Origin of the sequence: Vannielia litorea, assembly GCF_019801175.1 — a bacterium.
Taxonomy (GTDB): domain Bacteria; phylum Pseudomonadota; class Alphaproteobacteria; order Rhodobacterales; family Rhodobacteraceae; genus Vannielia; species Vannielia litorea_B.
Map to the genome: position 1 here is coordinate 1,558,120 of NZ_JAHVJR010000001.1, position 19,471 is coordinate 1,577,590.

Below are 19,471 nucleotides of genomic sequence, written 5' to 3' on the forward strand. Positions count from 1 at the left end.
TAAGCTATGGCTACCAAACCGTTTTTCCGCCGTCGCAAGGTCTGCCCGTTCTCCGGTGAGAACGCGCCCGCCATCGACTACAAGGACACCCGTTTGCTTCAGCGCTACATCTCCGAGCGCGGCAAGATCGTGCCCTCCCGCATCACCGCAGTCTCGGCCAAGAAGCAGCGTGAACTGGCCCGCGCCATCAAGCGCGCCCGCTTCCTCGCCCTGCTGCCCTACGCCGTGAAGTAAGGAGAGACCGACATGGAAATCATCCTGCTCGAACGCGTCGCCAAGCTCGGCCAGATGGGCGAAGTGGTGAACGTCAAAGAAGGCTACGCCCGCAACTACCTGCTCCCGCAGGGCAAGGCGCTGCGTGCCAACGAAGACAACATCGCCCGCTTTGAAAACGAGAAGGCCCAGCTCGAGGCCCGCAACCTCGAGACCAAGAAAGAGGCCGACGCTCTCGGCGCCAAGCTCGACGGCGAGACCTTCATCGTGATTCGCTCCGCCTCCGACGCCGGTTCGCTCTACGGCTCCGTCACCCCGCGTGACGCTGCCGATGCCGCCACCGCCGCCGGGTACACGGTCGACAAGCGTCAGGTCGCGCTCGCCGCGCCGATCAAGGAGCTTGGCCTGCACACCGTGCACGTGGTGCTCCACCCCGAGGTGGAAGTCTCCATCACGCTCAACGTGGCCCGCTCTGAAGAAGAGGCCGAGCTTCAGGCCTCCGGCAAGTCCATCCAGGAACTCGCCGCCGAGGAAGAAGCCGCTGCCGAGTTCGAAATTTCCGAACTCTTCGACGATATCGGTCAGGCCGCCAACGAAGACTTTGGTGACGAGCCCTCCCCCGCTGCCGAAGCGGTGGAAGAGGCCGAAGGCGACGACGAAGAAAACAACTGAGTTTTCTACAGGTAAGAAACGCAGAAAGGCCGCTCCATCCGGGGCGGCCTTTTTCTTAGCAGCTTCCTGTAAATGACTGCGGTCAATTTCCGTATAAGGTGAGCAATCTGCCCCAAAAGCCAGACGCTCCGGGCCTGAAACTCAATACCCCACCATCGCCAGCATCTGCCGCATATCCTGCGTCAGAAACATCCAACTCCCGGCGCCCATCGCGGCCAGCATGGCCACGCCAAAGCCCTGAAGCGTCCGCAGCTTGCACCAGCCGCGCCACGCCTCTCGCCTCCGCGCGGCCATCACCCCGCGCCCTGCAGCCAGCAGCCCTGCGCCCAACGCCTCCGCCACCCGCCGCGCCTCTCCGGTCAGGCTCCGCGAGGGGTGCAAGCCGGGCTGTTCCGCCACTGGCAGCCCCTTCATCGGCCGCACAAAGGCCTCGGGTACCGAACACACCGCCGCGCCCTCCTGCCACCCCTCGTGCCGGGCCCGGCGCACCACACGGCGCAGCCGGTGCCGAAAGCAAAAGGCCTCCGCCCGCGTAATCTCGAGCGCCTGCACCGTGTAAAACCCGGCCTCGAACCGCTCCACCAGCCGCTCCATCGCCGCCGCCAGCCGCGCATCCTCGCGGGTGCCCATCCAGACCTCCGAGTCGAACAGGCTCCAGAAAAGCCGCACCGCGTTGGAGCGGTCCAACTCACGGCGGCCCACCATCCACTCCAACGCCCGGCCTTCCGGCGTGTGCCCCTGCCCCTCCAATCCGCGGATAACATGGGCCCAAACCTCTTGGCTCTGACCGACCAGCCACTCAGCAAGGCACGCACCGCTGTCCTCCGGATTATCGCGGAAGAACCCCTCAACCGTGCCGTGCTGCCCCATATGCCTGCTCCTCTTATGCGAGTCGTTTGTTGAGCCATCCCAGCATTCGAATTGGGGCAGAAATGCGGCATCGGCCCCGTCCGGATCGGCAAATATCCCCCCTGTCGCCCCGCTGCCTCTCGCCAAGCCTCCGCCATCCTGCCACCCTCGCCGGATGACGACTCGCCGCGCCTTTATCGCCTGCCTCGCCGCCCTGCCGCTCGCCGCCTGCGGCGGGGGCAGCCCCGAACCTGCCAGCCGTGAGGCATTCGACCCGCCGCTCTACCCGCAGGAAACGCCGGAACTGCGAGCGCTGATCAACAAATACGCGGCGATCCACGACATCCCCCGCGAGCTGATCCACCGGGTCTGCATCCGCGAGAGCACCCACAACCCCAAGGCCCGCAACGGTCCCTATTACGGGCTGATGCAGGTGCTGCCGCAAACCGCGCGCACGATGGGCCACCGCGGCCCGCCCTCCGAATTGCTCGATGCCGAGACCAACCTGAAATACGCGGGCAAGTACCTCAAGGGCGCCTGGCTCGTCTCCGGCGGCGATATCGACGAAGCGATCGGCTGGTATGCCCGCGGCTATTACTACGAGGCCAAGCGCCTCGGCCTGCTATACGAAACAGGTCTCAGAACCTGACACACCCGCGTTACAAGGCCGGGGCACACCGGCGACAACGCACAACAGAGAGGACCGCCCCCATGACCATCACCCTGTCCCGCCGCAGCTTTCTCGCCTCCACCGCCGCAGGCAGCCTCATCGCGCTGCACCCCTTTTCGCTGCGCGCCGCCGCCGGTCAGGCCCACCTCCGGGTGATGGAAACCACCGACCTGCACGTTCACGTCTACCCCTACGACTATTACGCCGACCGCGAGGTCGACACGCTGGGCCTCTCCCGCACCGCCTCCATCGTGAACGAGATCCGCGCCGAAGCCACCAACTCCCTGTTGCTCGACAACGGCGACTTCCTGCAGGGCAACCCGATGGGCGATTACATCGCCTATGAGCGCGGCATGAAGGAGGGTGACAGCCACCCTGTCATCACCGCCATGAACACCGTCGGCATCGAGGCCAGCACGCTGGGCAACCACGAGTTCAATTACGGCCTCGAGTTCCTCACCAAGGCCCTCGCCGGCTCCGGCTTCCCGGTGGTCTGCGCCAACATCGTGAAGCCCGGCAGCAGCGAGACCCTGCTGGAGCCCTACGTCATTCTCGACCGCGAGATCACCGATGGCGCGGGCGAGGCCCACCCGATCAAGATCGGCATCATCGGCTTCGTGCCGCCGCAAGTGATGAACTGGGATCGCAAGCATCTTGAAGGCAACGTCGAGGCCCGCGACATCGTCGCCACAGCCCGCGCCCTCGTGCCCGAGATGAAGGAAAAAGGCGCCGACATCGTCATCGCCCTCTCCCACTCCGGCATCGGCTCGGCGGATGAGACCGAGATGATGGAAAACGCCTCCGTCCCCCTTGCCACCGTCGACGGGATCGACTGTATCCTCACCGGCCACAGCCACCTCGTCTTCCCTTCCTCTAACTACGCCGACTTTGCCGCCGTCGATGCCGAGGCCGGCACCATCCACGGCAAACCCGCCGCGATGGCCGGTTTCTGGGGCAGCCACCTCGGCCTCATCGACCTGATGCTTGAAAAAGACGGCTCAAGCTGGCGCGTCACCGGCCACAGCTCCGAGGCCCGGCCAATCTCCCAGCGCAACGAAGACCGCTCGATTACCGCGCTGGTGGAAGATGACGCCGCCGTGCTGGAGAGCGTGAAGGCCGAGCACGAGGCCACGCTCGAATACGTCCGCCGCGCCGTCGGCACCACCGCCGTCCCGCTCCACAGCTATTTCGCCCTCGTGGCCGACGATCCCTCGGTCCAGATCGTGAGCAACGCCCAGACCTGGTATATCGAGCAGATGATGCAGGGCACCGAGTGGGAGGGCCTGCCCATCCTCTCCGCCGCCGCCCCCTTCAAGGCCGGTGGCCGTGGCGGCCCCGAGTATTACACCGATGTCGCCCCCGGCGCCGTCGCCATCAAGAACGTGGCCGACCTCTACCTCTACCCCAACACCGTCCGCGCCGTGCTGATCGACGGCGCCACGGTCAAGGACTGGCTCGAGCGCTCGGCGGGCATGTTCAACCAGATCGAGCCGGGCAGCCAGGATGCCGTGCTGCTCAACCCCGATTTCCCCTCCTACAACTTCGACATCATGGATGGCGTCACCTACCAGATCGACCTGTCCCAGCCGTCGAAGTACGGCCCCAAGGGCGAGCCACTGAACCCCGAGGCGAGCCGCATCGTGAACCTTCAGTTCAATGGCGCCTCCATTGATCCCGAGCAAAAGTTCGTCGTCGCCACCAACAACTACCGCGCCTCCGGCGGCGGCAGCTTCCCCGGTGCCGATGGCTCCACCGTGATCTTCGAAGGCCCAGACACCAACCGCGACGTGATCGTGCGCTACATCGTCGACAAGGGCGAGATCTCTCCCGCCGCCGATGCCAACTGGACCTTCGCCCCCCTCGACGGCACCACCGTGATCTTCGAGACCGGCCCCAAGGCCGCCGATTACGCGGCCTCGGTCGAAGGCGTCACCATCGAACCGGCCGGCGACGGCGCAGACGGCTTCGCCGCCTTCCGCATCACGCTCTGACCCATCCGGGCAGACCCTGCCCGCCTCCAAACACAGCGCCCGCGCCGCCCAAGCGCGGGCGCTTGCATTCCCGGCCAGATGGCATAGGTGATGGCCATCAAGGAGGACGACCTCCGGCCACCAAGCCACGCATTCGGGACGGCCCGCAGATATCGAAAGGGCCACCCCATGCGCAGCACCAGATCCCGTATCATCCACGCCCTCAGCTTCGAGCTGATCGGCCTCGCCATCGTTATCCCCGCCTTCTCACTGCTCTTCGGCGTCGACATGGGCGAAGGCGGCGTTGTCGCAGTGGTCGGCGCCACGCTGGCGACGGTCTGGAACTACCTCTACAACCTCGGATTCGACCACGCGCTGCAGCGCCTGCAAGGCCACACGGCCAAAAGCATGCCGCTTCGCATCCTGCACGCGCTGCTCTTCGAGGCGGGCCTCCTGCTGGCGCTCTTGCCCTTCATCGCATGGTATCTCGGGGTGTCGCTCTGGCAGGCGCTGCAGATGGATATCGCCTTCGCGTTCTTCTATCTGGTCTACGCCTTCATCTTCAATTGGCTCTACGACCTGATCGACCCGCCCCGCAGGCCCGCCTGACCCACTGGCGCCCGCTACCCCAAACTCTCGATCAGCCCCGCCACCTCGCCATCCTCCGCCCGGTAGCTCACCACCCGTACGTCCAGCCCGGCGTTCCGATACATTCGCATCGCCCGGCCCATCGCCTCCAATATCCACCACTTATCGTTGCCAAAGGCGCCGCCGCCCAGCAGCGTCAAAAACACCGGCACCTCCAGCCGTGCGGCCAGCCCCAGCGTGATCTCGTAGGCCTCTTCAAGCACCAGCCGGGCGAAGAGCTGCCATTCTCCCTCGCCGCCGTAGGCCACCGGCAGGGCCGAGCAATAGACCTGATGCACCTCATGCCCGCCGCCCTCTAGCGTCACCTCGGTGCCCCGCTGCAGGCCCACCTCCAACAAACCGCGATAGTCGTCAAACCGGCCCAGTAGCTTCTCCTGCACCTCCTCTAGCCCACCGGGGTGCGGCAGGGCATAGCCGTTGCGCATCTCCCAGAGCGTGCCCCACTCATTGCCCAGAGCCTGCCCAAGCGGCGCAAGGCAATCGATTTGCCGCTCGCATTGCCCGACATAGCCATCATGCTCCGCAAAGTAGTTCCGCCAGATCGTGCCCGCCGCGCAGGCAATCGCGCAGGCCGGCCCCTGTGTCGGGTCGCCTGCATATCGGGTGATCCCCATCGCAGGCGTCACATCCGGCCCTATCATCTCCAGCAGGTTGAACTGCGAGGCCACCTGAAACAGCGCGCCGGGGTGCGCCAGATGCAGCGCCTGCGCATCCTCCACCACCTGTGAAAACCGCGATGCCCCCCGCTCCGGCACCGGCCCCAGCCCGGCACTCGTCACCCGCTCCAACACGCCCGGCCGCATCACCCGCCCGTTCACCCGGCTGCGCAGAACGCCCCCCTCCGCCACGAGGTTCTCCCGCACACGCTCCGGCCCGCGCTCCACGAAGCCGGTCAGCCGCTCAAAGAAGTCCATCCACCGCTCCCAAAGCAAAAGGGCCGCCCCAGTGGGCGGCCCTTTCCAATTCCATGCAAGGTAAAACTCACTCGTCTTCGAGCTTGTCCACGGCCTCTTTCAGCTCGTCCTTGCTGACTTCCTTCTCGCTCACATCGGCCAGCTCGAAGATGTAGTCCACGACCTTGTCCTCGAACAGCGGGGCGCGCATCTGCTGCTGCACCTGGGCGTTGTTCTTCACGAACTCGAAGAACTCGCGCTCTTGGCCGGGGTATTGCCGGGCCTGCGCCATGATCGCTTGGGTCATCTCGGCGTCAGACACCTCGATGCTGTTCTTCTGGCCCATCTCGGCGAGCAGAAGGCCAAGGCGCACGCGCCGCGCGGCAAGAGTCTTGTGCTCTTCGGTGGTCTCGATCTCGGGGTGATCGTGGCCTTCCACCTCGGGGTTGTCCTCATGCCACAGCTGGTGGGCAATCTGGCCGGCCTCGGCGTCCAGCAGGGTCGGCGGCAGCTCGAAGCTCACCAGCTTGTCCAGCTCGTCCAGCAGGCCACGCTTCATGACAGCGCGCGAGGCACCGGCATATTCGGCTTCCAGACGCTCGGTGATCTGGCCCTTCAGCGCCTCGAGATCCTCGGCACCGAACTGCTTGGCCAGCTCGTCGTCGAGCTTGGCCTTGGCCGGCTTCTTCACTTCCTTGATCTTGCACTCGAAGACAGCGGCCTTCCCGGCCAGATGTTCGGCCTGGTACTCCTCGGGGAAGCTCACTTCCACGTTCTTCTCGTCACCGGCCTTCACGCCAACCAGCTGCTCTTCGAAGCCGGGGATGAACTGGCCCGAGCCGAGCACCAGGGGAAAGTCTTCCGCAGCGCCGCCCTCGAAAGCTTCGCCATCGACCTTTCCGAGGAAGTCCATGACCACCTGGTCACCGTCCTTGGCCGCGCTCTTCTTGGTCTCGAAGGTCTTGGCCTGCTCGGCCAGCCCTTCCAGCGCCTCGGTCACGGCGGCATCGTCGGCCTTCACCACGAGCTTTTCGAGTTTCACCTGCTTGAGGTCCACCTCAGGGATCTCCGGCAGCGCCTCGTAAGACATGGAGACGACAACATCGTCGCCCTCTTTCCAGTCGTCGTTGGTCATCTTGACCTCGGGCTGCATCGCCGGGCGGTCGCCGCTGTCTTCAAAGTGCTTGGCCATGGCGCCGTCGATGGCTTCCTGCATGGCTTCGCCCAACAGGCGCGGGCCGAACTGCTTTTTCAGCAGGGCCATCGGCACCTTGCCCTTGCGGAAACCCTTCATCTCGATGTCAGGGCGGGCTTCTTCCAGCTTGCCGCTCACCTTCTCGTCCAGCTCACCGGCCGGAATGGTGATCTCGTAGCCGCGCTTGAGGCCTTCGTTCTGGGTCTCGGTGACCTGCATTCCTGCTTCCTTCTTCGTATAAGCACCGCAACCCCCTCGGTGCCGAGGGGGTGATAAATCAGGCGCCTTTTAGGTGGCCAAGGGCAGGGTTGCAAGGCGATTCACGCGGGCGCCGCTTGCCCGCCCGGCCGCGCCCGGCGCCCATCCGCCCAAAGCGGGCATCGTCATGAAACTGTGAGCCCGGAGTAACGCGCCTGTCACCCGCCCGGCAGAGCTTGCCCGCACCGCGCCCGGCGCGCGCCAGCCAGCACATTCACGCCCGCAAGAGGACAGACATGACCCAACTCAAAGGCCTTTCCCGCCGCAACCTTCTCATCGGCGGCTCCGCCCTCGCCACCACCCTCGCCATGCCCGCCATCTCGCGCGCCCAATCGCGCCCGGTCTTCACCCACGGCGTGCAGTCCGGCGATGTCGATGCGTCCTCCGGCATGATCTGGACCCGCACCGACCGTCCCGCCAAGGTGATGATGGAGGTCGCCACCACCGAGAGCTTCTCCAACGCCCGCCAGCTCGCCCCGATGAACGCCCTGCCCGGCTCCGACATGGCGATCAAACGTCTGGTGGATGGCCTGCCCTCCGACCAGGACATCTTCTACCGTTTCACCGCGATGGACCTCTCTGATGTCAACGCCACCTCCGAGCCGCTCGTGGGCCGCTTTCGCACTGCCCCCGGCTCGCGCCGCTCGGTCAAGTTCGCATGGTCCGGCGACACCGCCGGTCAGGGCTGGGGCATCGACGAGGAGGGCATGGCCTGCTACCGCACAATGGCCTCCCACCAGCCCGACTTCTTCCTGCACTCCGGCGACACCATCTATGCCGACGGCCCGCTGGAAGATGAGGTGACCGACGAAAGCGGCACCGTGATCTGGCGCAACACGGTCAACACCGATGCCAAGCGCAAGGTCGCCGAAACCCTCGACGAGTATCGCGGCCAGTGGCTCTACAACATGATGGACGAGCACGTGCTGGCCCTCAACGCCGAGGTGCCCACCTTCTTCCAGTGGGATGACCACGAGGTGATCAACAACTGGTCCTCCTCCCGCTCGATCATGGAAGACGAGCGCTACTCGGAAAAGAACATCCACGTCCTCGCCGCCCGCGCCGCACAGGCCTTCCACGAGATGGCCCCGATCCGCTACACCCCCGCCGAGCCGGGCCGCGTCTATCGCAAGATCAGCTACGGCCCGATGCTCGACATCTTCTTCCTCGATCTGCGCAGCTATCGCGGCCCGAACTCCGACAACATGCAGGAGGAGCTGACCGACGAGAGCCGCATCCTCGGCGCCGAACAAATGGCGTGGCTCAAGCGTGAGCTGACGAACAGCCGCGCCACGTGGAAGGTCATCGCCTCCGACATGCCCATCGGCCTCGTCGTCGGCGGCGGCGCCGAGGCAGTCGCCAACGGCGACAACGGCCCCGCCAAGGGCCGCGAGCTTGAGATCGCCGGGCTGTTGCGCTTCATCAAGGCGGCCGAGATCAAAAACACCGTCTGGCTCACCGCCGACGTGCATTACACCGCCGCCCACCACTACTCGCCCGACCGCGCCCAGTTTCAGGATTTCGCCCCCTTCTGGGAGTTCGTCTCCGGCCCGATCCACGCCGGCACCTTCGGCCCGAACGATCTGGATATGACCTTCGGCCCCGAGGTCCGCTACGTGAAGGCCCCCGAGGCCGGTCAGGCCAACCTGCCGCCCTCCGCCGGGCTGCAATTCTTCGGTCTCGTCGAGATCGACGGCGCGACAGAGCAGCTCACCGTCCGCCTGATGGACCGCGCCAACACCGAGCTCTGGGCCACCACGCTGGACCCCGAGCACGCCTGAACAAGCACCAAGGGGAGCGGCCTTTCCCAAGGCCCCTCCCGCCCCTCCTAGCCGCCCACAGTCACAAACGGCGCCCATGCCGCCGGATGCGCATAGCGCGGGCGGGCAGGCTCATCGATCATCCCCAACATCGCCGCCCTCAGCGCCCGCGCCCCCGCCGCCGGCCCCGGCTCTGCCTCCGCCATCGCGTCGAACATCCCTGTCGTCAGCTCCACCGTCGCCAGCGAGTCCACCGCCCAATGGCTCACCAGCAGCCGCCGTGCGCCAGCATAAAGGAACGCCCGCGCAAGCCCCGAGAGCCCCTCTGCCCCCTCGCCACCCGGCCCCAGCGCCGTGTTGCAGGCCGAGAGCAACACCCAGTCGGCATCCAGTTCCAGCAGCGCGATTTCACTGGCCGAGAGCAGCCCGTCGCCCCCGCCCTCCGGCGCGGCCAGCGCCAGCGCAGGTTCGGTCAGCCCCGCCGCCTCGCCGCCCAGCAACCCGTGGGTGGCAAAGGCAACCACCCGCGCCGCGCCCAGCGGTATCTCCGCCCCCAGCGCCGCCTCCTGCACCGCTGCACCCGTCACCAGCCGTCCCGCGCCGCCCGCCACCGCGCCGTTCAGCGCCTCCACCTCGCCCACCGTCTCCGGCAGGCGCGGCAGGCTCAGCCCGGCCTGCGCGGCCCCAAAAGCCGGGTCCGCGAGACCCAAAAACGCCAGTTCCCCCGCGCTCGCCCCGGCCCCGTCCCTCAGCGCCCGGAGCGAGGCAGGCAGCGGCAGCGTGGCAAAAGCGTGGTGGCGGATCGCCCAATCCATCTCGCCCCAGCCGTCCCCCTCGCCCGCAGGCGAGGCCAAGAGCACCCCGAGCGGCAAGGCCTGAAACGCCCCATCCGGCACCGCAAAGATCACCGTCTCCTCGGGCACGAACCCCACCGCCGCCCCCAGCGCAGCACCGTGCAGCCTCTCCGCCAATGCCCGGTCAAACACCTCCGGCGCTTCCTCTGCCGCCTTCAGCGCCACCGCAGCCCTCTGCGGGACGGAGGGGTCCAGCGCGCGCCGGAGCCGCCGCACACCCTCGCCAATCTCACCTGCGCTCACGTCACTCCGCTGCCAGACCACCACATCGGGCGTCACGATGAACACGTGAAAGCCCCGCGCCGTCTGCAATTGCACCAGCAGCGCCTCGCCCTCGCCCAGCAGGTCTCGCGCCTCCTCCAGCCCCAGCGGCTCCGGCGCAGCGGCGGCCTGCCACTCTGGCGCGGTCTCTGCCAACGCCGCCTCGATCCTGTCCAGCTCGGCATCCACCGCAGCGACCTCCGCCTGCCCCGCAGGCCCCCGCGCCACCAGCGCGTCGCGCCGCACCAGCGCCGCATCTCGCGCCCGCAGCAGCCGGCCCACCTCGCCGCCCCCTGCCGCCAGCCGCGCCGTCATCGCCTCGATCGCCCGGCCCGCCGCGCTCTGCCGTGCCGATTGCATCATGCCAAAGGCCTCCTCCAGCCGGTCCACCCAGAACCGGCCCGCCTCCAGCGGCACATAGCTATCCGCCTCCCGCCACGGAAACACGTAAGGTCCGCTCTGTACGAAGTCGGTCACATGCGCGGCCCCCATCGGCCCCATCGGCGGGTCGGCCTCCATCCGGTCGTAGATCGCATCGACCCCACCCTCGAAGAGCGCGGCATAGGCCTCCTGCTGGCGCCGCGCTTCCGCGCTCATCCGTGACGGCACCGCCTCCACCTGCCCCCGCGCCACCTGCGCGGCGGCGTATGCAAAGCTGGTGAGAATCTCTGGCCGTTCGCCGCCCACGCGCGACAGCCCAGCCAGCGCCACCGCCAACTCGCCCAGCGTCGCATCCACCTGCAAGCGCACCGCGCTGTAATGCGCCTGCGCCGCCTCCGCCTTGCCCTCCGCCTCCAGCATCCGCGCCAGATCGAGCCGCAGCGCCGCAATCAGCCGCCGCCCGTAGCCGTCCTGCGACATGGTGTCGAAATCGAGCAGCGGCGCGGGGATCTCCAGCGCCGCCACTTCCGGCCGCTCGCCCTCGGGCGCGGCGGCCACCACCTGCACCAGCATCGTCATCAGTTCGAGCAGGTCCACCATGTCGGCATGCACATAGTCCGTCCCCGGCTCCGGCGCGAAACGGGCGACCAGCGGGGCCATCGCCGCCATGTCCGGCACGCCCTCGGCGGTGAGCAGCATCACCGCCTCCATGAGCGCCGCCCGCTTCGGCCCCAGCCCGCCATCAGCCAGCGCCGCCTCGGCCTCCTTGCGCGCCAGATCTCTTCGCCCAAGCCGCCAGTCCGCAAGCGCCGCCAAGGCCAGCAGCCCGGCGCGCAATTCGCTGCCCTTCGCCTGCGCCAGGTAGCCCTCCCGCGCCGCAAGCAGCTCGCCCCGGTATTCCTTCATTCTCAGCGGTAAAAGCGGCAGCACCGCCCCGCCCGGCTGCCCGATCACCGGCGCCAGCGCGGGCAGCAACGCCTCCGCCTCGGCCACCCGCGCGCCCTCATCGGCCACCCAGGCCGCCCGCGCCTCGGCATGCAGCCCGAGCAGCTGCACCCGCGCCCGCGTGGCCGTATCAAACCGCTCCGCCCAGCCGCCAAGCGCCATGTAATCCGCCGCATTGCCATAAGATGCCCCGGCCTGCGCGAAGAGCCCGAAGCCCGAAAGGATCTCGCCCCGCAGATAGGCCCTCTCGGGGATGCGCTTGGTCAGCATCGGCTGCCTTGCCCCGGCCTCGTCCAGCCGCGCCAGCGCCGCGCTCTCTTCCCCTGCTGCGTGATGCGCCAGCACCAGCGCAAGGTAGATGTCCGAAAGCAGGAAAGGGTCATCCACCCCGTCCTCATCATAGCGCGCCACCAGCCCGCCCAGCTGTTCGGCGGCGGCCCTGGCATCCTGCGCGATCTGCCCGTAGGCCGCGCCCAGCTCCTCGTAGAGCGAGCCCTGCGCCCGCGCCCCGCCCGCGATCAGCAGAGCCAGCCCAAAAGCCAAACCGAAGCGCGTCAAAACAGCCAATCCCATAGCCGCGACGCTACCAGCCGCCCGCCGCCATCTGAAGACCTGCCTTGAGAGAATTTCGGTGCGGGTGGAGGGACTTGAACCCCCACGCCTCGCGGCGCCAGAACCTAAATCTGGTGCGTCTACCAATTTCGCCACACCCGCTATCCGTGGGTGCGGTGTCTAACAGCGCCGCCCGGCCCACGGAAGCCCGAAAATCAACCGCCACAAAAAAGGCCAAAGCCTGTGGATAACTCTGGCCATAAACGCTTCCTTTACGGTAGCGTGAAAGAAAAACGAGGCAGTTTCATAGCGAGCACCCCATGTCTGACATGACACTGGGAGGCCTGCGCCGGGCAGCGCAGGTGCAATCTCCCGATCTCGGGCCGGCGGGCATTTCCGCCTCCGCCCGTATTCTGACCGCCGATGGCGAGCGCCGTCTTGGCGAGTTGGAGCCCGGAGACAGGATCGTCTCCCGTACCTCCGGCATGATCCGGCTGACCGGCCTCGCCCGCTTCACCTGCGAGGCCGTGCCCATCGCGTTGGCGCCCCATGCGCTCGGCAATGGCCGGCCCTCCGACCTGCTGCACGTCAGCCCCGCGCAAAAACTCCTGCTGCGCGACTGGCGCGCCAAGCTGCTCTACGGCAGTTCCGCCGCCCTCGCCCCCGCCGCCGCGCTGGTCGACGGCGGCTACATCACCCGCACGCCCCGGCTGAAGGGGATGGAGATGGTCACGCTCCAATTCGACGCGCCCCAGATCCTCTACATCGGCATGCTCGAATGCGCCTTCGAGCCGGACGAGGCTGCACAAGCCGCCTGACCAGCACACCACCGCTTGAGGTGCGCATTCACTGCGCACCGTCCCCGGCTTCCAGCCGCGCCAATACGCGCGGCAACATCTCCGGCAAATCCTCCGCAATCAGCCCCGGCCCGAATTCCCGCGCGCATTCCACATGCAGCCAGGCCGCCGCCTCGGCCATCTGGTGCAGGTCCGCCGACACCGGCGATGCCGCCAGCCCGGCAATCAGCCCCGCCAGCACATCCCCTGCCCCCGCCGTTGCCAGCCACGGCGCGGACCGCTCGTAGTCCGCCGAATGCACACTGGCCCCGCCGCTCGGCGAGGCAATGATCGTGTCGGAACCCTTCAACAGCACGACACAGCCCGCCCGCGCCGCCGCCGACCGCGCCCGGTCCACCTTCGAGCCGTCGGTAAGGTCTGGAAACAACCGGCGGAATTCGCCCTCATGGGGCGTCAGGATGCACCGCTCGTGCAGCAGGGCAAATAGCGAAGCCGGGTCCTCCTCGAAGCTCGTCAGCGCATCCGCGTCGAGCACCACCACTGTCCTGCGCCAGTCATCCTCTCGCGCGCAGGCCGCCGCGACGATCTCTCTCGCCCTGGTGCCCACGCCCAACCCCGGCCCAATGACAAACCCGCTCACCCGAGGATCTACCACTTCATCGAACCCGGCGACATCCCCAAGCCCGCGCAACATTACCGCATCCAGACGCGCTGCATTCTCTATCAGCGCCGCCTTCGGTGCGACCACCGTTACAAGCCCCGCACCCACCCGAAGCGCCGCCCGCGCCGCCAGCCGCGCCGCGCCCCCGCGCCCGACGCCGCCGGCAAACACAGCAACGCTGCCGTGGTCATACTTGTGCGCTCCGCCACGCTTGCGCCCCATCAGGCTCAGCGGCCAAACCCGCGCTGCAGGTCCGTCCGGCCGCGCGACTAGCCGCACGCGTTCTCTGTCGGGCGGCAGGCCGATCATGCCGCGCCCGCGATCCTTGAGACCGATGTCCACGACCTCGACCCGGCCACAGAGCGTCGGCCCCAGCCCGAGAAAATGCCCCAGCTTGGGCGCGTGGAACGTCACCGTCAGATCCGCGGAAATGAGATGTTGCGGAATCTCCGCATCACAGGCCAGCGAGATCATCCCGTCATCCAGGTTCAACCCGCTCGGGCAATCGACCGCCACCCGTTTCACCCGGCCCCGGCCCTTCCAGCCGTCGGCCCGCTTCACGTCGAGTGCCTCGGCAACCGGTTCCGGCAGCGGCCGCGTCAGCCCGGTGCCAAACACCGCGTCGACAATGAGAGCTGGCCGCTCGCAGGCCGAGACCGCCGCCGCCCCCATCTCCCGGCTCTCGCCGCCCCACAGTTCCCGCATCCGGGCCGCATCCACTGGCAACCTCTCTGGGTCTCCCCAATGGAACAGCTCGACCGTCCAGCCGCGTCCTTCCAGCACGCGGGCAATGACGAACCCGTCGCCCCCATTATTCCCCGGCCCGCAAAGCACCACCGCGCGGTAAGTCCCCGCCGCCAGCTCCGGCCATTCCTCGAACACCGCCTCCACCACGCCGCGGCCTGCGCGCTCCATCAATTCCAGCCCGGTGACCTCTCCGGCCTCGATCGCCGCCGTCTCGATGGCGCGCATTTGTGCAGATGTCAGAAGTTCCACCGGCCCCTCCGCCCAAAAAGTTTCCAAACCGCCTAAGCGCAAATCGACTTGCACATTTTTTCATCACACCCGAGAATTCACCCGAGACGCTCACCCGCGCGTGAGGCGGCCCCGTTGCCGCCCTGCGCGATAAGTGTTCTCACCCCTAGCGGAACGGACATCAAGGGAGTCGGTCTGTCATGAAAAAGATCGAGGCAATCATCAAACCCTTCAAACTCGACGACGTGAAGGAGGCTCTCCAGGACATCGGCGTGCAGGGGCTTTCCGTCATCGAGGTCAAGGGCTTCGGGCGGCAGAAGGGGCACACCGAGCTGTATCGTGGCGCCGAATACGTCGTCGATTTCCTGCCGAAGGTGAAGATCGAGGTGGTGCTGGCCGATGACCAGCTCGATGCCGCCATCGAGGCGATCATGAACGCCGCCAAGACCGACAAGATCGGCGACGGCAAAATCTTCGTCTCCACCATCGAACAGGCCATCCGCATCCGCACCGGCGAAGACGGCGAAGACGCGCTCTGAGCGCGCTGCCCAACCGCCCGAGACCATACTTCTAGCAAGGAGAAAGAGAAGTCATCATGAGCAACAAGGACGTTCTCAAGACAATCAAGGATGAAGACGTCGAATACGTCGACATCCGCTTCACCGACCCGCGCGGCAAGCTTCAGCACGTCACGGTCATGTCTGATCAGGTCGACGAGGACTTCCTCGAAGAGGGCTTCATGTTCGACGGCTCCTCCATCGCCGGCTGGAAGTCGATCGACAAGTCCGACATGAAGCTGATGCCCGATGCCTCCTCGGCCTACATGGACCCGTTCTATGCCGAGAAGACCCTCTGCGTGCACTGCTCCGTGGTCGAGCCCGACACCGGCGAAGCCTACAACCGCGACCCGCGCGGCACCGCCCAGCTGGCCGAGGCCTACCTCAAGTCCTCCGGCATCGGTGACACCTCCTACTTCGGCCCCGAGGCCGAGTTCTTCCTCTTCGACGACGTGCGCTACTCCGTCGAGATGAACAAGGTGAGCTACCAAGTCGATGCAGGCGACGCCGCCTGGAACACCGACACCGAGTTTGACATGGGCAACATGGGCCACCGTCCCGGCATCAAGGGCGGCTACTTCCCCGTGAACCCGACCGACGACGCTCAGGATCTGCGCTCCGAGATGCTCTCGACCATGAAGCGCATGGGCATGAAGGTCGACAAGCACCACCACGAGGTGGCCTCCTGTCAGCACGAGCTGGGCCTGATCTTCGGCTCGCTCACCAAGCAGGCCGACGAGCTTCAGAAGTACAAGTACGTCATCCACAACGTGGCCAACGCCTACGGCAAATCGGCCACCTTCATGCCCAAGCCCATCGCGGGCGACAACGGCACCGGCATGCACGTGAACATGTCGATCTGGAAAGACGGCAAGCCGCTCTTCGCAGGTGACAAATATGCCGACCTCTCCGACGAGGCGCTCTACTACATCGGCGGCATCCTGAAGCACGCCAAGGCACTCAACGCCTTCACCAACCCGTCGACCAACAGCTACAAGCGCCTGATCCCCGGCTTCGAAGCCCCGGTTCTGCGCGCCTACTCGGCCAACAACCGGTCGGGCTGCATCCGTATCCCGTGGGCGGAGTCGCCGAAAGCCAAGCGCGTCGAGGCCCGCTTCCCGGATCCCTCGTCCAACCCCTACCTGTGCTTCTCGGCCCTGCTGATGGCCGGCCTCGACGGGATCAAGAACAAGATCCACCCCGGCGAAGCCATGGACAAGGACCTCTACGACCTGCCGCCCGAAGAACTGGCCGGCATCCCCACCGTCTGCGCCTCGCTGCGTGAGGCGATGGAAGAGTTGGAAAAAGACAGCGACTTCCTCACCGCCGGCGATGTCTTCACCCAAGACCAGATCGAGGGCTACATGGACCTCAAGTGGGAAGAGATCTACGCCTACGAGCACACGCCGCACCCGATGGAATACAAAATGTATTACTCCTGCTGATAAAGCGTGGGACAGTGAAAACCAAAGGGGCGCTCCACGGGGCGCCCCTTTTTCGTGGGCAGCTCCACAGCCCCTTTCCAACGGCCCGCAGGGTGGGCAATCTGACGCCCGCACCACCCGCCTCGATCACCCGACCGAAAGTCTGCCCATGCCCAACTGGCTCAAAGCCCTCCTCCCCGGCGCCCGCCCCGATCCGCTCCCCACGGAGCGCGCCGAGCAGAGGGCCTGGGTCAAGGCCCGCCATCGCGAGTGGCAGCTGGCCTGGCACGACATCTTCGACCGTGACGAAAAGCTCATCGCCGAGTGCAGCACCCGCGACGACCCGCTTCCCGACGAGATCAACCGCGACTACCGGCTGATATGCGAGTTCTCCCGCACCCTGCCCGAAACCCGCCGCGCCTGCCTTGCCCTCCTGCCACTCGGCGCCGAGCTGCACCGGCGGACAGAGGCCTTCCTCTCCAGCCGCCCCGCGCCGATGCCAGAGGCCGAGGCCCGCGCCGCCATTCCCGGCCTCGCCGCCCTCTTCGAGCAGGTCGGAACAAACGAGCCCTGGGAGTTCTCCATCAGCGCCGTCGCCGACAGCACCACTCCCGAGGGGCAGGAGATCCTGCGCAGGTCCGATGACATCACGGTGCTGCTCGAAGGCTCCGTCCTCGCCCCCATTCCACCCGAGACCCTTCCCACCGAGGCCGCGCGCGACTTTCTCGACGAGCCGCTCTACATGGCCGGCGGCAACACCTACGCGCCCCGCGACTGGATCACCGCCGCCCTGCTCACCGAGGACGAAAGCCGCCTCTACGCCGAGCTTTTCCGCCTCTGGCAGGGCGGTTGGTTGGTGCGCCTCCACGAGAGCGGCCTCGCGCTGGTTCATTTCCCGCTCTGACCGCCCGGGCGGGCACCCATGCCCTGCTCCCATCCCCAAACCGCCAAAAAACCCGGCAAACCCGGCGCATCCGGCCGGAAAACGCACAACGCCGTGCCCTCCGCCCCGCCGCCCGACCCCGCTCCATTGGCGAAGCGCCCGCCCCGGGCGCAGCATTCCACCGGGGGAGCGGCCTGCGCGAGGCTGCCCCTCCACGACTTCGCATTGAAGGACATGACACCGAGGGGGACACCGATGTCAGACCAGAGCACGCTGATCTACGGGCTTGAAGACACGCCCGCCCCCGGCCCCGCCGCCCTTGCCGCGCTCCAGCACATCCTCGCCTCCATCGTCGGTATCGTCACGCCCAGCCTTGTCATCGGCGGCGTGCTCGGCCTCGGCCCGTTGATCCCCTACCTCATCGCCATGTCGCTCTTCGTCTCCGGCGTGGCGACCTTCATCCAGTGCTACCGCCTCGGCCCGGTCGGCTCCGGCCTGCTCTCGGTGCAAGGCACCTCCTTCGCCTTCCTAGGTCCGATCCTCGCAGCAGGCTTCGCGGTCAAAAACGATGGCGGCGCACCCGAAGACATGCTGGCGATGATCTTCGGCCTCTGCCTCGTCGGCTGCCTCGTCGAGATCATCCTGTCGCAGTTCATCACCAAGCTGGGCCGCATCATCACCCCCACCGTGACCGGCATCGTCATCACTGTCATCGGCCTCAGCCTCGTGAAGGTGGGCTTCACCGATTTTGCGGGCGGTGCCACGGCGGGCGAGAGCCTCGGAGCGCCACTCAACCTCGCGCTCGGGGCGCTGGTCATGGCGGTCATCCTCACCTGCACCTTCCTCGGCAACCCCACCCTGCGCATCTCGGCCATCATGATCGGCATCCTGCTCGGCACCGTGGTGGCAGCAATCTTCGGCATGGTGGACTTCTCCCGCCTCGGTCAGGGCGACTGGGTGGCCATCCCGCAGCCGCTCAAATACGGGCTGGATTTCGACTTGCTGCTCTTCCTGCCCATCGCCTTCGTCTTCCTCGTCACGGCCATCGAAACCTCCGGCGACCTCACCGCCAACTCCGTGATCTCCGGCCAGCCGGTCAAGGGGCCGGTCTACCTGAAGCGGATCAAGGGCGGCATCCTTGCCGACGGCATCAACTCCGGCCTCGCCGCGCTTTTCAACACCTTCCCCAACACCACGTTTTCGCAGAACAACGGCGTCATCCAGATGACCGGCGTCGCATCCCGCCACGTCGGCCTCTACATCGCAGGCATCCTCGTCGTGCTGGGCTTCCTGCCGGTGATCGGGCAGGTCTTCCTGCTGGTCCCCAAGCCGGTGCTCGGCGGGGCCACGCTGGTGCTTTTCGGCACAATCGCCGTGGCCGGTATCCGCATTCTTGCCACGCAGGAGATCGACCGCCGCAAGGTCTACATCATGGCCGTCAGCTTCGGCCTCGGCCTTGGCGTGACCCTCGTGCCCGAGGCCACCCAGCACCTGCCCGCCTTCTTCAAGCAAGTGGTCGCCACGCCGATTACCCTCTCCGGCCTCTCCGCCATCATCCTGTCGCTGGCGATCCCCGACACCTCCGGCGCCGAGCAGCCCGAACCGCAGGACGCGCTGCAAGACAGCATCGAACAGGGCATCTGAGCGCTTCCCCCGCGCCGCGGACCATGCCACCCTCGCGCCACCCCAGCGCGAGGCCACCCCATGCTCCACCTCCTCCTCGTCGGCTCCCGCCCCGAAGTGATCGCCCAAACCTGCGCCGCCCTCGCGCCCCGCGCCCACTGCCACCCGGCCACCACGCTGGCCGAGGCGCAGGCCGTGATCGCCGCCCAACCGCTCGATGCCGTGGTGATGGGAGCAGGCAGCCCGATGGCCGAGCGCCTCGCCATCGCCGAGGCCGCGCTCACCGCCCACAAGGGCTGCGCCGTGCACCTGAAAGACAAAGCCTCCGGCCCGGCCCGCTTCACCGCATGGGTCGACGGGCTGATCGCCTTTCACGAGGCTGCCGGGGGCTGACGCCGCCCCCAAGTTCAACCACCTCACCCATTCGCGC

At 66.8% G+C, this 19,471-nt stretch carries 17 protein-coding genes and 1 tRNA gene; 12 read left to right on the top strand and 6 right to left on the bottom strand.

Annotation, left to right across the window (positions count from 1 at the left end; translation table 11 throughout):
* Positions 1 to 6 precede the first annotated feature (6 nt).
* Both rpsR and rplI read left to right on the top strand, forming a co-directional pair.
* Positions 7 to 234 (top strand): 30S ribosomal protein S18, encoded by a 228-nt coding sequence (gene rpsR, locus KUV38_RS07740; RefSeq protein WP_036700444.1) that lies wholly within the window; start codon positions 7 to 9, stop codon positions 232 to 234.
* Positions 235 to 246: 12 nt separating this feature from the next.
* Positions 247 to 885, top strand: coding sequence for a 50S ribosomal protein L9 (gene rplI / locus KUV38_RS07745; RefSeq protein ID WP_222469489.1), 639 nt, complete (start codon positions 247 to 249; stop codon positions 883 to 885).
* A gap of 141 nt (positions 886 to 1,026) precedes the next feature.
* Here rplI and KUV38_RS07750 read toward each other — a convergent pair whose 3' ends face one another.
* Positions 1,027 to 1,755 carry a hypothetical protein gene (locus tag KUV38_RS07750; RefSeq protein WP_222469490.1) on the bottom strand — a complete coding sequence of 243 codons (729 nt, stop codon included), beginning with the start codon at positions 1,753 to 1,755 and terminating at the stop codon, positions 1,027 to 1,029.
* A 154-nt stretch (positions 1,756 to 1,909) separates the two neighbouring features.
* Here KUV38_RS07750 and KUV38_RS07755 point away from each other — a divergent pair, with 154 nt between their 5' ends.
* The 3 genes from KUV38_RS07755 (at position 1,910) to KUV38_RS07765 (ending at position 4,983) form a co-directional block, all read left to right on the top strand.
* Positions 1,910 to 2,383: a lytic transglycosylase domain-containing protein gene (locus tag KUV38_RS07755; protein ID WP_222469491.1), complete on the top strand. Its 474-nt coding sequence runs from the start codon at positions 1,910 to 1,912 to the stop codon at positions 2,381 to 2,383.
* Positions 2,384 to 2,445: 62 nt separating this feature from the next.
* Entirely contained in the window at positions 2,446 to 4,395 is a 1,950-nt protein-coding gene (locus KUV38_RS07760) for a bifunctional 2',3'-cyclic-nucleotide 2'-phosphodiesterase/3'-nucleotidase (RefSeq protein ID WP_222469492.1), read from the top strand.
* A gap of 168 nt (positions 4,396 to 4,563) precedes the next feature.
* Positions 4,564 to 4,983, top strand: coding sequence for a PACE efflux transporter (locus tag KUV38_RS07765; protein ID WP_222469493.1), 420 nt, complete (start codon positions 4,564 to 4,566; stop codon positions 4,981 to 4,983).
* A 14-nt stretch (positions 4,984 to 4,997) separates the two neighbouring features.
* Here KUV38_RS07765 and KUV38_RS07770 read toward each other — a convergent pair whose 3' ends face one another.
* Complete coding sequence (locus KUV38_RS07770) at positions 4,998 to 5,936, bottom strand: hypothetical protein (protein WP_222469494.1); 939 nt, start codon at positions 5,934 to 5,936, stop codon at positions 4,998 to 5,000.
* 67 nt (positions 5,937 to 6,003) lie between these two features.
* Positions 6,004 to 7,329, bottom strand: coding sequence for a trigger factor (gene tig / locus KUV38_RS07775; RefSeq protein ID WP_222469495.1), 1,326 nt, complete (start codon positions 7,327 to 7,329; stop codon positions 6,004 to 6,006).
* A gap of 275 nt (positions 7,330 to 7,604) precedes the next feature.
* On the opposite strand from tig, the gene KUV38_RS07780 reads away from it, so the two are divergent.
* Positions 7,605 to 9,149, top strand: coding sequence for an alkaline phosphatase D family protein (locus KUV38_RS07780; RefSeq protein WP_222469496.1), 1,545 nt, complete (start codon positions 7,605 to 7,607; stop codon positions 9,147 to 9,149).
* A gap of 47 nt (positions 9,150 to 9,196) precedes the next feature.
* On the opposite strand, the gene KUV38_RS07785 is transcribed toward KUV38_RS07780, so the two are convergent.
* Together KUV38_RS07785 and KUV38_RS07790 are read right to left on the bottom strand one after the other, a co-directional pair.
* Positions 9,197 to 12,136, bottom strand: coding sequence for a CHAT domain-containing protein (locus KUV38_RS07785; protein WP_222469497.1), 2,940 nt, complete (start codon positions 12,134 to 12,136; stop codon positions 9,197 to 9,199).
* A 65-nt stretch (positions 12,137 to 12,201) separates the two neighbouring features.
* Positions 12,202 to 12,283 (bottom strand) — tRNA-Leu (locus KUV38_RS07790).
* Positions 12,284 to 12,441: 158 nt separating this feature from the next.
* Between KUV38_RS07790 and KUV38_RS07795 the strand changes: the two genes are divergently transcribed.
* On the top strand, positions 12,442 to 12,939 hold the full coding sequence (locus KUV38_RS07795) for a Hint domain-containing protein (RefSeq protein ID WP_222469498.1): 498 nt from the start codon (positions 12,442 to 12,444) through the stop codon (positions 12,937 to 12,939).
* Positions 12,940 to 12,967: 28 nt separating this feature from the next.
* Here KUV38_RS07795 and KUV38_RS07800 read toward each other — a convergent pair whose 3' ends face one another.
* Positions 12,968 to 14,575 carry an NAD(P)H-hydrate dehydratase gene (locus KUV38_RS07800; RefSeq protein ID WP_315898604.1) on the bottom strand — a complete coding sequence of 536 codons (1,608 nt, stop codon included), beginning with the start codon at positions 14,573 to 14,575 and terminating at the stop codon, positions 12,968 to 12,970.
* A gap of 179 nt (positions 14,576 to 14,754) precedes the next feature.
* Between KUV38_RS07800 and KUV38_RS07805 the strand changes: the two genes are divergently transcribed.
* The 5 genes from KUV38_RS07805 to KUV38_RS07825 all read left to right on the top strand — a co-directional run bounded on the left by KUV38_RS07805 (position 14,755) and on the right by KUV38_RS07825 (position 19,434).
* Positions 14,755 to 15,093, top strand: a complete 339-nt coding sequence (locus KUV38_RS07805; protein WP_222469499.1) for a P-II family nitrogen regulator — start codon at positions 14,755 to 14,757, stop codon at positions 15,091 to 15,093.
* A gap of 56 nt (positions 15,094 to 15,149) precedes the next feature.
* The gene (glnA, locus tag KUV38_RS07810; RefSeq protein WP_222469500.1) at positions 15,150 to 16,556 is read left to right on the top strand and encodes a type I glutamate--ammonia ligase; all 1,407 of its coding nucleotides are present in this window, start codon (positions 15,150 to 15,152) and stop codon (positions 16,554 to 16,556) included.
* 148 nt (positions 16,557 to 16,704) lie between these two features.
* The gene (locus KUV38_RS07815) at positions 16,705 to 17,439 is read left to right on the top strand and encodes a hypothetical protein (protein ID WP_222469501.1); all 735 of its coding nucleotides are present in this window, start codon (positions 16,705 to 16,707) and stop codon (positions 17,437 to 17,439) included.
* Positions 17,440 to 17,673: 234 nt separating this feature from the next.
* Positions 17,674 to 19,062 carry a nucleobase:cation symporter-2 family protein gene (locus KUV38_RS07820; RefSeq protein ID WP_222469502.1) on the top strand — a complete coding sequence of 463 codons (1,389 nt, stop codon included), beginning with the start codon at positions 17,674 to 17,676 and terminating at the stop codon, positions 19,060 to 19,062.
* 60 nt (positions 19,063 to 19,122) lie between these two features.
* The gene (locus KUV38_RS07825; protein WP_222469503.1) at positions 19,123 to 19,434 is read left to right on the top strand and encodes a hypothetical protein; all 312 of its coding nucleotides are present in this window, start codon (positions 19,123 to 19,125) and stop codon (positions 19,432 to 19,434) included.
* The last annotated feature ends 37 nt before the right edge of the window (positions 19,435 to 19,471 follow it).